Here is a 14,694-nt window from a genome sequence, read left to right on the forward strand (position 1 = left end):
TCATCTCTCGGCCCCCTCATCATAATAATATGCATTTTTCGAGGGTGACACATGATGCAGACAGACCCCTGCGTGTCACCTTCCACTTTTTTCGGTTAAGATGCCGGCTGATCCAGCTGCGCTTAATAATATTGCACAACCAAATATAGGAGGAATCATACATATGAAGTGGACAAAATCACTAGCAGTCTTCCTTTCTCTTATTCTGCTCCTTGCACTAGGCGCTTGCGGAACAAAAGAGGAAAAGACAGAAGAAAAGGAAAAAGATAATAAAGAAAAAGCAGCTGAATCGTATACGGTTGAGCACGCGATGGGCAAAACCGAAATTAAAGGCACACCTGAACGTGTCGTGATTTTAACAAATGAAGGAACAGAAGCTCTTCTTGCACTTGATGTTAAACCTGTTGGAGCCGTTCAATCATGGGTTGGCGACCCTTGGTATGATCACATTAAAGAAGACATGAAAGATGTAGAAGTAGTTGGTATGGAAGATCCGGTCAACGTAGAAGCGATTGCTAAATTAAAACCAGATTTAATTATTGGTAACAAAATGCGTCAAGAAAAAATCTATGATCAGTTAAATGCGATTGCTCCAACTGTATTTGCTGAAACATTGCGCGGCAACTGGAAAGAAAACTTCGAGCTGTATGCGAAAGCTGTAAATAAAGAAGAAAAAGGCCAAGAAGTTATCGCTGAGTACGATAAGCGCATTGAAGACATGAAAGCTGATCTTGGCGATAAGCTGAATCAAGAAATCTCAATGGTTCGTTTTATGAACGGAGATGTGCGCATCTATCATAAAGATTCATTCTCAGGTGTTATCCTTGATCAATTAGGCTTTGCCCGTCCGGCAGAGCAAGACAAACCTGACTTTGCTGAAAAAGGCGTAACGAAAGAACGAATTCCTGCGATGGATGGAGATGTATTATTCTACTTCACTTATGACGAAGGTGACGGAGAAGGTACGAAGGTTGAAGAAGACTGGATTAACGATCCATTGTTCAAAAAACTAGAAGCATCTAAAGCTGGAAACGTTCATAAAGTAGACGACTCGATCTGGAACACTTCTGGCGGCGTTCTTGCTGCAAACAAAATGCTTGATGATATCGAAAAATTCATGGCAGATAAATGATTGCTCCTTCCATTCATGAACACCCCCCTCGTTCTTGAAGCTGAGCCGATTATTTATAAATAACAGACTACAGACCCTTCAGCTTATGGCTGAGGGGTCTTTGTTGATCTAATTGTTTTATCCAAGCTGTTATCATATAATTATCCCAAAATGTCGACAAACGACCATGGAGGTGCAACGACTGTGACGAACGTATTTCACCACTCCCTTCCCCAGCAAATTGCCGATAAAATCACAAAGCAAATCATGACAGGCGACCTGATGCCAGGCGAAAAAATCATTGAATCGAATTACGCTTCCGAGTACGGCACAAGCCGGGCGCCCATTCGTGAAGCCCTGTATCTCTTAGCAACAGAAGGACTAGTTGAGCGGATCCCTCGAAAAGGGACCATCGTAAAAGGCTTTAGCCAAAGTGAAATTAATGACCTGTTAGACATTCGCATGACCCTAGAGAAAATGGCGATGAAACGAATCCAATCAGCAAGTGATCATCAATCCTGCCTAATAAAAATGGAAGATCTTGTCGAACAAATGGGCGCCACTTTACATGATGAGAAACAGTATGCCCTCCTCAACCAGGAATTTCATATGACCATTATTCGGATGAGCCAAAGCAATGTCATTCATGAACTGTATCAGAAATTAAGCAAACAGCTACTCTCCCTCCAGCTCCTTTCATTTCTCGAAGGAGAACATATCCAGAAATCCTATGAAGAGCACCAAACCATCATCCACTTATTGAAAAATAAACAATTTGATGAAGCAAGCTCGCTCTTAGAAGACCATAACCAAGCAGTGATCACACGACTGAACCTGCAATTTAAATCCCCCACCAAGTGAGGGGATTTTTTATTTAGAAAGAATAACAGTGAGTTTGGAAAGATTCCGACTAAAAGCAGAAAGATTATCTCGGCTTTTGGAAAGATTCCAGCCAAATTAAAAGAGTCGCTATCATTTCAGAAAGAATATTGGCCGTTTTGGAAAGATTATTAGCTGATTTGGAAAGATTCCAACTCAAATCAGAAAGATTATCTCGGCTTTTGGAAAGATTCCAGCCAAATTGAAAGAATCTCTATCATTTCAGAAAGAATATCTGCCGAATTGGAAAGATTATTACCTAATTTAGAAAGAATCCAACTCGAACCAGAAAGATTATCTCGGCTTTTGGAAAGATTCCAGCCAAATTAAAAGAGTCTCTATCATTCCAGAAAGAATATTGGCCGTTTTGGAAAGATTATTAGCTGATTTGGAAAGATTCCAACTCAAATCAGAAAGATTATCTCGGCTTTTGGAAAGATTCCAGCCAAATTGAAAGAATCTCTATCATTTCAGAAAGAATATCTGCCGAATTGGAAAGATTATTAGCTAATTTGGAAAGAATTCTGCTAGAACCAGAAAGAATCTCTCTGATTTCAACTGGCGCACCTCTCATGAGTAAAGCTGCTTTCACATGAAAAGCAGTTTATTATTTACCAAAAATGCATTTATTTTTATTTTTAAATAAAATGATTGCGTGATTAGATATATTAATTTTATAATATTTATAATATTTTAAAAAATATATTGCATTGCACTAGAAAATATATTACGATGGTCACAAGGTCGATTGTCGACAATTTATTGGTGCATCTCTATCCCTTGGAGTTATGTACATCCCCTACTGTTCGTTTGATTAACTAATCAGGCATTTAGGCAGTTAAATCTCTTCTATATGAAGCATGGACTAACTGCCTGTCCGTGTCTGATTACCTGACCGCTGTAAATTACTGAATATTCACATATTTAATCATTAAACGGATCATCGCCTACCATTTCCCCACAATTTCCTTTCCGTGGGATACAGGAATGCCTTACGTACAGAACCTGTAGATTTTCCTGAAGGAACCCAATCATTCGTTGAAAAAAGAAAGCCTAATTTAAAAGGAGATGATGACATGTCAGCATTAGAAGGCATTAAAATTGTTGATTTAACACGGATCTTAAGCGGGCCATACTGCACAATGACATTAGCTGATTTAGGCGCAGAAGTGATTAAGATTGAAAGTCCTCAAGGTGATGATACTAGACAATGGGGTCCTCCTTTCGTAGAAAATGAGAGCGCCTACTTTTTAAGTGTAAACAGAAATAAAAAAAGTCTCGTTCTTAACTTGAAAAAAGATACGGATCGGGAAATCTTTTTAAAACTGGTTGAAAAGGCAGATGTGGTTGTCGAGAATTTCCGTCCCGGTACCATCGATCGCTTAAATATCGGGTATGACGTGTTAAAGAAGCATAATCCGAAAATCATTCTAGCCTCTATTTCTGGTTTCGGACAAACGGGCGCCTACGCTCAAAAGCCGGGATATGATGTGCTGGCACAAGGAATGGGCGGATTAATGTCCGTGACGGGAGAAGCTGGAAGACCGCCGACAAAAGCTGGGTTTTCACTAGCTGATGTAGGAACGGGTATGTGGGCTGGATTTGGCATTCTCGCAGCTTTATTAGAACGGGAAAAATCAGGAGAAGGTCAATGGATTGATGTGTCTCTCCTAGATACCATCGTTTCTTGGCAAACGTATCTGGCAGGCAACTACTTCGCTTCCGGCAAAAATCCGGAACCGCTCGGCAGTGAACATCCGAATATTGTTCCTTATCAAGCGTTTGAGTCTGCGGACGGACACTTTATTCTTGCGGTCGGTAATGACGGTCTTTGGGAAAAATTCGTCAGTGTCATGAACATGGATGAGCTAAATGATCCGAAATTCCAGACGAATCCGCTGCGAGTCAGCAACCGCAATGAATTAATCAGCTTGCTGCAGGAAACATTCCGTACTCAGCCATCGGCGAAATGGCTAGAAATGTTTGAAAGTGTCAAAATCCCATGCGGACCTGTGAATAAGTTCTCTGATATTCTTGAGGACCCTCACATGAAAGACCGGGAAATGGTTGTTGAAAATGACCACCCTGTGTTAGGAAAAGTGAAAATGCTTGGCACACCTGTGAAATTCTCCAGAACTCCAGGCAGAATTACTAGCTCACCGCCAAGTCTTGGAGAACATACGGAAGCTATTTTGCAAGAACTTGGCTATTCCTTGGATGAAGCCGTTAAATAAAAATATAGATGTGATGGAGGAAAAATAAATGTTAATTGGAATTCCTAAAGAAATTAAAAACAATGAAAACCGAGTGTCACTTACACCAGCTGGCGTTGTAGCTTTTACACAAGCGAATCATTCCATTCTTATTGAGCAAGATGCCGGTCTTGGAAGCGGATTTACTAACGAAGATTATATCGAAGCTGGCGCAACAATCGCGGCTGACGCGAAGGATGTTTGGGCACAAGCGGATATGGTCATGAAAGTAAAAGAACCGATTGAATCGGAATACGGCTATTTCCGTCCGGGGCTGATTTTATTTACCTACCTTCACCTGGCTGCTGAACCAGCCCTTGCGAAAGCACTGAAAGAAAACGGCGTGACAGCAATTGCCTATGAAACAGTTTCAGTGAACCGTACATTGCCACTACTAACGCCAATGAGTGAGGTGGCCGGAAGAATGTCGGCACAAATTGGCGCGCAATTCCTTGAACGTCCAAGAGGCGGAAAAGGTGTTCTGTTAGGCGGCGTTCCTGGCGTTCGAAAAAGTAAAGTCACCATTATCGGTGGCGGTGTCGTCGGAACCAATGCAGCGAAAATAGCGGCTGGTCTTGGTGCGGATGTAACGATTGTGGATTTAAGCGCCGACCGTCTTCGCCAGTTAGAAGATATCTTCGGCTCCTCTATTCAAACGTTAATGTCTAATCCGCTGAATATTGCGGATGCCGTGAAGGATTCAGACCTAGTCATTGGCGCCGTATTAATTCCAGGTGCTAAAGCGCCTAAACTAGTAACGGAAGAAATGGTGAAATCCATGTCTCCTGGCTCTGTCATTGTAGACGTTGCCATTGATCAAGGCGGTATTTTTGAAACGGTGGATCATATTACGACACATGACAACCCAACGTATGAAAAGCATGGTGTTGTTCATTATGCAGTGGCCAATATGCCTGGAGCTGTTCCTCGAACGTCAACGATTGCCTTAACAAATGTAACTGTTCCATACGGGCTGCAGATTGCCAATAAAGGTGTGCAACTTGCAGTGGAAGAAAACGCAGCCCTTGCTCTTGGCGTCAATGTGGCAAACGGTGAAATCACGTATGAAGCAGTCGCACAAGACCTAGGCTTCGATTACGTTCCAGTTGAAAAAGCCATGAAAGCCGTACTTCAAGTAAAATAATGAATATAAGCGGCTCAGAAGCAGTGTCCCCCATCGAGGAGTGCACTCTTTAGAGCCGTTTTTTCATATTGTTGCTGGATTCTTGCTTATGAAGCTTGATTTTGGCGGTGACAGACGCGTAACTGGCGAATTTTGTCGTTCTATCGGCGGTGTAGGATGCTCTTTCGGCTGCTTTGTGGATTCTATCGGCGGCTTCGCGAATTCTATCGGCGATTCGCCCTTTGTCCACCTCCCAGCGACTTCAGGAATATGTCAGCAGCTTTACGCATTTAATCAGCAGCACAAAATCAATCAGCTGCACCGTTCCTGAAATATTTTTTATTGAATTTTCTAACAAATGAAGGATTTTTGATTTCTATAGCAAATATATATTAAAACAACCATCTGTTGAAAGATGCATAGGAGGATACAGGAATGAACGAATCAAACAACTGTGATGTCATCCGCTTGGAGGACATTGTGTGGAAACGTGAAGGACGGAATATCTTAAACCATGTTTCTTGGAATGTACAAACAGGCGAGCATTGGGCAGTATTAGGTTTAAATGGGTCCGGCAAGACATCTATTTTGAAAATGATTACGGGATATCAATGGCCAAATGGCGGCAGCATTCATGTATTGGGCCATCGATTCGGTTCAGTTAACATCCCGGAATTGCGTAAATCGATTGGCTGGGTAAGCACTTCTTTAGATGATAAATTCCAAACTCGCCCGAGAGATACGGCACTTGAAGTCACATTAAGCGGAAAGCATGCGTCTGTCGGTTTGTTCGATGAGATCACTGATGAAGACATGACAAAAGCAACTCAGCTGCTTGAAAAGCTGCGAATCACTCATAAAGCTGACCAAGCATTCGCTTCCCTATCTCAAGGTGAAAAAAGAAAAGTGATGATTGCAAGGGCATTAATGTCGTCTCCTCGTCTTTTAATTCTAGACGAACCTTGCAATGGATTAGACATCTATGCGAAAGAAGAATTGCTATCTACCATTGAAGACATGATCTCACAGCCTGGGGGCCCTACTTTGTTATATGTGACTCATCATATTGAAGAATTAGTCCCTTCAGTTACACATGCTTTATTAATTAGCAAAGGCAATATTGTGGCTGCAGGAGAAAAGAATGCCGTTCTGAATGAAGAGGTACTCGAGCAGACATTCCAGCTTCCAGTTTCTCTTACTTGGGAAGATGACCGTCCATGGATCAGAATTAAATCAAAAAATAAGGTATAATAGTTAAAGAGGATTTATGATCCCCCATTATTTCGTTAAACAAAAAAATAATGGGCTCTCTAAATGAAAGCGCTTTCCATTTTCTGTATATTAGAAATAAACCGCAAATTAAAAAAGTCAGTCCCTGCTAAAAATAGAGATAAAGATAGATAGACAACAATGCATATTAAAATATTGGTGGGAGGTTGTATATAATGAAGAGAACAGCATATAGAGGTGTGAGTTTAAAAGAAGCGGAAGTGGTAGTCAATCAGCAGAGGTATGACCGAAATGAATCCAGAGATTTTGATAATGGTGTCGCTGCAAGATCATTGTTTGGTTCAGGTATTTATCTCATTAACGATGTGGAACTAGCAGCTCAGTATGCTTTTTGCCATGCGGAAGCAGAGAATGAGGAACAGGCAGTCGTATTGAAGCAAAAAATCAGCTTTAACCATCCTTTTATTTTGAACTATCAATATAGCGAAAGCCGCTTGCGCCGTACGGCCATTAATTGGAAATACGGAGATACCGGTTTTCTTGAGGAGCAGCTGAAAGAAAATAAATCTGAAATTTCCAAACAAATTGGTGAAGCCATTAAAGAATACTTATTGCATCACTCTTACGATGGCATCGTCTATCACATTAACGAAGAGATTATTTATTACATTATTTATGATCAGGACTCTCAAATAGATAACATAGAGATTGATCTAGCCTTTAACATCAATGATTTAAAAGTAAAAAACATCCTATAACAATAAATAGTTAAATGGAAGTACAAGAAAGTTTAGACTGCCTTGTCTTCTTTTTTTTGCAATAAAATCATCAGTCTCTCCAAGTTGAAGCCAACTACAGTTCTGGACGTTTAAAAATTCGTACGAGAATTAGTAGGAGCTTAGGTCAAATACCCTCCATTAGTTAAAAGCTTAGATACTTAACCTGTCGCTCCTTCCTAAACATCTTCCGTATTCTTACTTCATCCCTTCAAGAACCGCATCTGCGAATTGTTCCATTTCTACTTTAGCAGCGACTCTAGAAGCAATGGATTCGTAGACTTTTCCAACTGGATGATCGGCTCCGTAAATGGATCTCGAAGAATCCGCACTGTTTTCATCTGGCTGAGCAAGCGGCAGCTGGCCGAATAGGTCGGTCGCAAGCTCGTTCTTTAATGTTTCTCCGCCTCCGCGGCCAAACACGTACTCTGGTTTGCCTGTTTCTTCGCTTTGGAAGTAAGACATATTTTCAATAACCCCAAGGATTTCATGGTTCGTTTTCAACGCCATTTTACCTGCACGAACGGCTACGTGGGCAGCTGTTGGATGTGGGGTTGTCACAATAATCTCTTTCGATGTAGGCAGTTTGCTGTGAACATCTAAAGCGATATCCCCTGTTCCCGGTGGCAGATCTAGAAGCAAATAGTCTAGTTCGCCCCAGTTCACTTCGGTAAAAAAGCTGTTTAACATTTTGCCAAGCATCGGTCCGCGCCATAATACTGGTGAATTATCTTCACTGAAGAATGCCATGGACATCACCTTCACACCAAAACGTTCTGGCGGAATGATTTTATCGTTCACAATCTCAGGTCTTCTCTCTATACCCATCATATTCGGAATGCTAAACCCATAAATATCGGCATCGATCAGACCGACTTTTTTGCCAAGGCGGCTCAAGGCTACGGCTAAATTCGATGATACTGTGGATTTGCCTACGCCTCCCTTGCCGCTTGCGATGGAAATGAAGGCTGTTTTACTGTTGGGGGACAAAAGCGGAGGTACTCCTGGATTTACTTTCTTTGCTTCATCAGGCGTCAACTCTTCTAAAGTCAGCTGTTCAAAACGCAAGCCCACTGACTCTGCGCCCGCTTCTTTCAGAAGGTCTACCAGCTTTTGCTGAATTTCCAGCTGCTGAGGTGTGCCTGTTTTAGAAAGTCCTACTTTCAAGCCTACATAGTTTTCTTTGATCTTGACTTCCTTCACCTGCACGCTTTTATGTAAAATAGGATCTTGAATCATTCCTGCTAGTTTAAGAACTTTCTCTTTTGTTAACATTCTTCTCCATCCCTTCTCGTTGTTTTTATAATAATGGTGAGCATGGAATCAGACATTGATCTGACCTCATGCTCACCATTCATAGATTAGCTATTTTCGCGTATAACAGCTTTCACTGTATCTGTCAGGAATTCTAAATCTTCATCTGTAGAAGACAGCGGCGGCGCAATGATCAGGATATTTTGATAGCCTGGAACGGTGTCACCATTACGGCCGACAATCAATCCTCTCTCCTTGCAAGTCGCAATGATCTTGCCGACAAGCTCATCAGTAGCAGGTGCTTTTGTTTTCTTATCTTGAACGAGTTCAATACCAAACAAGAACCCTACTCCGCGAACTTCTCCGACGATATCCAATGATTCAAGAGATTTTAAATCATTTAGCACAGACGGTCCGGCTTCAGCCACGCGCTGCACAATATTTTCCTTCTCAATGATTTCAATGGTTTTTAATGCGACAGCACAAGCTGCTGGGTGTCCGCCAAATGTAGAGACATGACGGAAATGCTCTTTGTCGCCTTCTTCTTTAAACTTATCGTAAATTTCTGTGCGAACAGCTGTGGCTCCGAGCGGCAAGTAGCCAGCCGTTAAGCCTTTAGCCATTGTAACAATGTCTGGCTGTACGCCTTCTGAGTGCATGAAGCCGAACATTTCACCTGTTCTCGCAAAACCTGAAACTACTTCATCTACTATTAATAGAACATCGTGCTTTTTACAAATTTCAGCTACTCTCGTCAAGTAGGCTTTCGATGGGATCAGCACCCCACCGCCTGAAATAAATGGCTCTAATATAAAGCCTGCTACTGTTTCAGGACCTTCCCAAGTGATCACTTCATCGATATAATCGGCTGCTGCCAAATCATTTTCAAATGTGCTTCGATAGCTGTACGGCGGCGGAACATGCAAGAATCCAGGAGCACTCGCGCCGTACTTCTGTTTACGGTTTGCTTGTGCCGTTGCGCTTAACGCGCCAAGTGTAGATCCATGGTACGCACGGTATCTAGAAATAAATTTATACTTGCCTGGATTTCCATTTTGCACATGGTATTGGCGGGCAATTTTGAAGGCCACTTCATTCGCTTCTGACCCGCTGTTTGAGAAATATGTCGTATATGGTGCTTTTAATAGTTCACTGATCTTTGTCGACAGTTCAATCCCCGGCACATGGCTCGCTGTTAATGGGAAATAAGAAATATTCACCATTTGCTCGTAGGCCGCTTGTGCGATTTCTTTGCGGCCATGCCCAAGATTTAAACACCACAGACCGGAAACTCCATCTAAATACTTCTTCCCTTCCATGTCTTTAAACCATGAACCTTCCCCTTCAGCCGCGATCATCGGGTTTGCATTTGCATTAAATTTTGACATTGAATGCCATAAATGCGCTTTATCTTTTTCGGCAAGTGATTTTGTTTCTGTTTGTACTTGCATGGAATGACCCCCAGTCCATTTCATTTAATTAGCTAACTTTATTGTGTTAAAAGTGGTTCTTTTTGAACTTTCGTCTTGTTTACAGCACCGCTCGCGATGGCTGCTTTCGCTACGGCGCTGGCAACTCGTGCCACAACGCGCTCATCGAATGGCGATGGGATGACATAGTCCTCGTTCACTTCGTGTGAATCAACGATTTCCGCGATCGCATACACGGCTGCGACTTTCATTTCCTCATTGATTTCCTTAGCCCGGACATCAAGAGCTCCTCTGAATATTCCTGGAAAGGCTAAGACATTATTGACTTGATTCGGCATATCTGACCGGCCAGTACCCACTACTCGGGCACCTGCTGCTTTCGCATCCTCCGGCAAAATTTCAGGATCAGGATTAGCCATGGCAAAAATGATCGAATCCTTATTCATCTTCCTTACCATGTCCTGAGTTAAAGCTCCCGCAACAGATACACCAATGAATACGTCAGAACCTGCAATCACATCATCCAAAGATCCTTCTAGGCGATCTTTATTCGTTTGTCTGGCCAGTTCTTCTTTCATCGGATTCATCCGATACGTTCGCCCTTCAAAAATAGCACCCTTAGAATCACATAAAATGATCTCCTTGACTCCCATGGATAAAAGCAGCTTAACGACTGCGACACCTGCTGCACCAGCTCCGTTCACCACTACTTTAATATCGCGAAGGTTTTTCTTCACAACACTTAACGCATTGATTAAACCAGCCGCGGTGACAATCGCTGTGCCATGCTGATCATCGTGAAACACAGGAATGTTCATTTCTTGTTTCAGTCGTTCTTCAATCTCAAAGCAGCTTGGAGCTGAAATATCTTCTAAATTAATTCCGCCAAATGTCGGTTCAAGCAATTTGACTGTTTCAACGATCTTGTCGACATCGTTCGTATCCAAACAAAGCGGAATCGCATCAATTCCTCCAAACATTTTAAACAGGGCGCTTTTTCCTTCCATGACGGGCATGGAGGCTCCAGGACCAATGTCTCCCAGTCCCAATACAGCTGAGCCATCCGAAACCACTGCCACGAAATTCCCTTTAATGGTGTAGTCGTATAGTTTTTCTTCATCGATGGCAATCTCATTACACGGTTCAGCAACGCCTGGTGAATAGATTAAACTTAAATCCTCTGAATTCTCAACTGGCATTTTAATACCAACATTAAGCTTTCCGGTATATTGTTTATGAAGCGCTAGAGCCTTCTCTTTCATATTCAAGTAGCGTCACTCCTCTTTTTATAATGGTGTTAAGCCATCGCCTTTTTTTGTTCAGCAATAATAATGTTAGAGAAATACTTGCGTGCATCAGCCGTTAAAATATGAAGCTCCACTTTTTCCGCTTGGCTAAGATCATTCAATGGACGGTCGAATTCAACGAATGCGCCGCTTAATGTTTCATTCACACCAGCAATCTTGTAACCTTTCTCCAGCAATTCATCAATTTTTAATTTTTCTTCTAAAAACTCTTTATATGATGACATGTTTATTTTCCTCCCAACAGTTAAATACAGAATAATCAGACATTTTCAATAACAGTTTGTTCTTCAGTGATCATTTCTTCATCCGTGACAATTTTCCAATCCCGTCCAACCGTAATTCCTAGATATTTTTCATCGCTTGGTTCTTCAATTTCAGCTTGTTTGTACAATTTGAACCACCAGAACTTTGTTAGTACGTAGTAGCAAACAGCCGCTAATCCGAATCCTACGACAAATGAGTAATTGGAGAAGATCACAGCTGCTGTGCCTCCAACTGCCCAAGAAATCATTCCTGCCCAGTTGATTCCCATATGATAACGGAATTGACCGTCATATTCATATAAGTCTGGTACATTGACCCGGCGTTTACGAAGCAAGTAATAATCAGCAAACAAAATTCCTACGATCGCTGATAAGACACCGCCGATAACTAGCAAGAATGGAATCAGCATATTGAATAGATTCCAAGGCTGTGTCACCATTCCGATGATCCCTGCGATAATAACACCTGCATAGAATGGAACCTTTGGGCCTCCCACATTTGAGAAAATGGTTCCTGCTGGCACTAAGTTTGCTGTTGTATTCGTAGACCACTGAGCAAAGACGATCATTAACAACAGGATCGCTAAGACAATTCCACTGGCTGATTCTTGCAAAGCAACAATCGGATCATAGTTTCCTACAGCGATATACGCCACACCGCCAATAGCTACAACAAATGTTTGTGTTAACGGCAGAGCGACTACACTCCCAACGAGTGCTCCTTTGTTTCTCTTAAACCAATTCTTTTCATACTGTGGAGCTTTGATAAACCTTGAAAGCGAAGAAATATCTGCGGCTAAAGTAGACCAGTACCCCATGTTGCCGAATACCACTGTTAAGAACGCTGTAAATAGAACGGCACCTGAAGCTGGGCTCTCTACCCAAGACCATACATCTTTACCAGCTGCATCAGCTGTATCCACTAACGTGTAGTACATCCATAACGAAATGAGAATGATCGTTGGTGCAGCTAAATCTGCAAACTTTTCAACGGCTTTAATCCCGATGGACGTGTTAACTACTTGAACGACTACAAATAGGAAGAAACAGATAAACCAGTTATCAAATCCTGTTAAGACATTCAAGATTCCGTTAATCGCCGCGGCTCCGAAATACGAGTTAATCCCAAACCAGATCGAGGCAGCAAGCCCGCGCAAAAGTGATGGGATGTGTGTTCCAACCGTACCGAATGGAGCTCTTAGATAGATCGGAAACGACACGCCATGTTCAATCCCGATATCTGCTATTAAAGTAATTAATAAACCGATTGCTACACAGCCTATCAGTGATGCTAATAGCACCCATATTAATGGCATAGATTGAACACCTGCACCGCCCAAAGCAAAAGCTGCTAAAACGACCGCCATCCCTACCCATAATACAGAGAAACCAAAAGTACTAATGCTTCGATCCTTATGAGCGATTGGAAGTAAATCGGGAGACTTTAAGTACTTATCATTTTTTTTCATCACAATTCTCCTTTTTTATATTAAAGGCTGTTTAAGGAATTGTCGGTGATGGGTAAATAAAAGGAAGGAATGATTCCTTCCTTTTGGCTGCAGTGTTACATTCCTTTAAAGACTTCATTTTTTGCAGGAAATCAGCATCCCTCGGAAGATGCTGATTCCTAACCATTGGCAACTACTATTGAAGAACTTTCTCAGGTATTTCTGTTTGGCTTTCGTAACGTTTTCTCTTTAGATATTGGCCATTGCCCGGCTTGCCGACAAATTGCTTATCTTTAATAACGAATTCTCCGCGAGATAGAACAGATACAGGCTCTCCAGTGATCTCCATTCCTTCAAACGCGCTATAATCCACATTCATATGGTGCGTATCAACTGAAATTGTTCGTTCTTGGTTCGGATCAAAGATAACGATATCTGCATCGCTTCCAACAGCAATTGTGCCTTTTTGAGGGAATAACCCAAATAGCTTGGCTGTGCGAGTAGAAACAATATCAACAAATTGATTGATCGTAATCCGGCCCTTTTTCACGCCTTCAGAGAAGAATAGGCTGAAACGGTCTTCAATGATCGGTCCGCCATTTGGAATCTTCGTAAAGTCACCTTTACCTAATTCTTTTTGACCTTTGAAGTTGAAAGAGCATTGATCAGATCCTAATGTTTGAAGCTGGCCATTTTTCAAGGCATTCCATAATACCTCTTGGTTCCACTTCTCACGCAGAGGCGGGGACCATACATATTTTGCACCTTCAAAGTTCGGTTTTTCCAAGTCCGTTTGATCAAGCACCAAGTATTGTGGGCAAGTTTCTCCCCAAACTTGATAGCCCTTTTGACGTGCTTCTGCAATTTTCTTTACAGCTTCCGCACAAGATACGTGAACGACGTATAATTGCGAGTTAGCTAGACCCGTTAACTGAGCAGCACGTCCTGTCGCTTCTCCCTCTACTTCAGGAGGTCTTGTTAATGCATGATAAATTGGATCCGTGTTGCCTTTTTCTAACGCTTCATTTACTAGATAATCAATGACATCTCCGTTTTCAGCATGAACCATAACGAGCGCGCCATGCTCTTTCGCTGTTAACAGTGTGCGGAATAATGTCTGATCATCCGCTTGGAAAACATTTTTGTAGGCCATGAATACTTTAAAAGAAGTGATTCCTTCGTCTTCAATAATCTCAGGAATTTCATTCAATACGGCATCGTTTACTTCACCGATCATTAAGTGGAATCCGTAATCGATAACCGCTTTATCTTTTGATTTATCATGCCAAGTTTGAATAGAGTTTTTTAACGGCTCCCCTTTATTCGTCAAACAGAAATCGATGATCGTTGTCGTACCGCCATAAGCAGCTGCAATCGTTCCCGTTTCAAAATCATCGGAAGTAACGGACCCGCCAAATGGCATATCTAAATGCGTATGGGGATCAATTCCACCTGGGAAAAGGTACGCACCTTTGGCATCGATGACTTCATCCGCTTTATCACTCAAATTCGATCCGATCGCTGTAATCTTACCGTCTTCAATGAGCACATCAGCTTCATATTGATCTGTTGCTGTGACAACTGTTCCGTTCTTAATGAGTTTCTTCATTACTCTATTCCT

General features: G+C 41.9%; 13 protein-coding genes. 7 read left to right on the forward strand and 6 right to left on the reverse strand.

Going from position 1 to position 14,694, the window contains the following annotated elements; translation table 11 throughout:
* Positions 1-163: 163 nt before the first annotated feature.
* The 7 genes from JOC78_RS07600 to JOC78_RS07630 all read left to right on the forward strand — a co-directional run bounded on the left by JOC78_RS07600 (position 164) and on the right by JOC78_RS07630 (position 7,353).
* Positions 164-1,132 carry an ABC transporter substrate-binding protein gene (locus JOC78_RS07600; RefSeq protein ID WP_204553912.1) on the forward strand — a complete coding sequence of 323 codons (969 nt, stop codon included), beginning with the start codon at positions 164-166 and terminating at the stop codon, positions 1,130-1,132.
* Positions 1,133-1,315: 183 nt separating this feature from the next.
* Positions 1,316-1,972 carry a GntR family transcriptional regulator gene (locus JOC78_RS07605; RefSeq protein ID WP_338023183.1) on the forward strand — a complete coding sequence of 219 codons (657 nt, stop codon included), beginning with the start codon at positions 1,316-1,318 and terminating at the stop codon, positions 1,970-1,972.
* Between the two features lie 1,094 nt (positions 1,973-3,066).
* Entirely contained in the window at positions 3,067-4,224 is a 1,158-nt protein-coding gene (locus JOC78_RS07610; RefSeq protein WP_204553914.1) for a CaiB/BaiF CoA transferase family protein, read from the forward strand.
* 28 nt (positions 4,225-4,252) lie between these two features.
* Positions 4,253-5,386, forward strand: coding sequence for an alanine dehydrogenase (gene ald, locus JOC78_RS07615; protein ID WP_204553915.1), 1,134 nt, complete (start codon positions 4,253-4,255; stop codon positions 5,384-5,386).
* A 40-nt stretch (positions 5,387-5,426) separates the two neighbouring features.
* Positions 5,427-5,696, forward strand: a complete 270-nt coding sequence (locus tag JOC78_RS07620) for a hypothetical protein (RefSeq protein ID WP_204553916.1) — start codon at positions 5,427-5,429, stop codon at positions 5,694-5,696.
* 104 nt (positions 5,697-5,800) lie between these two features.
* Positions 5,801-6,616: an ABC transporter ATP-binding protein gene (locus tag JOC78_RS07625; protein ID WP_204553917.1), complete on the forward strand. Its 816-nt coding sequence runs from the start codon at positions 5,801-5,803 to the stop codon at positions 6,614-6,616.
* Positions 6,617-6,810: 194 nt separating this feature from the next.
* Positions 6,811-7,353, forward strand: coding sequence for a hypothetical protein (locus tag JOC78_RS07630; protein ID WP_204553918.1), 543 nt, complete (start codon positions 6,811-6,813; stop codon positions 7,351-7,353).
* Positions 7,354-7,569: 216 nt separating this feature from the next.
* Here the strand turns inward: JOC78_RS07630 and JOC78_RS07635 are convergent, their stop codons facing one another.
* The 6 genes from JOC78_RS07635 to hydA form a co-directional block, all read right to left on the reverse strand.
* Entirely contained in the window at positions 7,570-8,646 is a 1,077-nt protein-coding gene (locus JOC78_RS07635; RefSeq protein WP_204553919.1) for an Mrp/NBP35 family ATP-binding protein, read from the reverse strand.
* 86 nt (positions 8,647-8,732) lie between these two features.
* The gene (locus tag JOC78_RS07640; RefSeq protein WP_204553920.1) at positions 8,733-10,076 is read right to left on the reverse strand and encodes an aminotransferase; all 1,344 of its coding nucleotides are present in this window, start codon (positions 10,074-10,076) and stop codon (positions 8,733-8,735) included.
* 38 nt (positions 10,077-10,114) lie between these two features.
* Positions 10,115-11,317, reverse strand: coding sequence for an NAD(P)-dependent malic enzyme (locus tag JOC78_RS07645; protein WP_275582016.1), 1,203 nt, complete (start codon positions 11,315-11,317; stop codon positions 10,115-10,117).
* Positions 11,318-11,352: 35 nt separating this feature from the next.
* Entirely contained in the window at positions 11,353-11,586 is a 234-nt protein-coding gene (locus tag JOC78_RS07650) for a hypothetical protein (RefSeq protein ID WP_204553922.1), read from the reverse strand.
* Positions 11,587-11,621: 35 nt separating this feature from the next.
* Positions 11,622-13,094, reverse strand: a complete 1,473-nt coding sequence (locus tag JOC78_RS07655) for an NCS1 family transporter (protein WP_204553923.1) — start codon at positions 13,092-13,094, stop codon at positions 11,622-11,624.
* A gap of 175 nt (positions 13,095-13,269) precedes the next feature.
* Positions 13,270-14,682 (reverse strand): dihydropyrimidinase, encoded by a 1,413-nt coding sequence (gene hydA / locus JOC78_RS07660; RefSeq protein ID WP_204553924.1) that lies wholly within the window; start codon positions 14,680-14,682, stop codon positions 13,270-13,272.
* Between the last annotated feature and the right edge of the window lie 12 nt (positions 14,683-14,694).

Origin of the sequence: Bacillus ectoiniformans, from assembly GCF_016908875.1 — a bacterium.
Classification (GTDB): domain Bacteria; phylum Bacillota; class Bacilli; order Bacillales; family Domibacillaceae; genus Bacillus_BX; species Bacillus_BX ectoiniformans.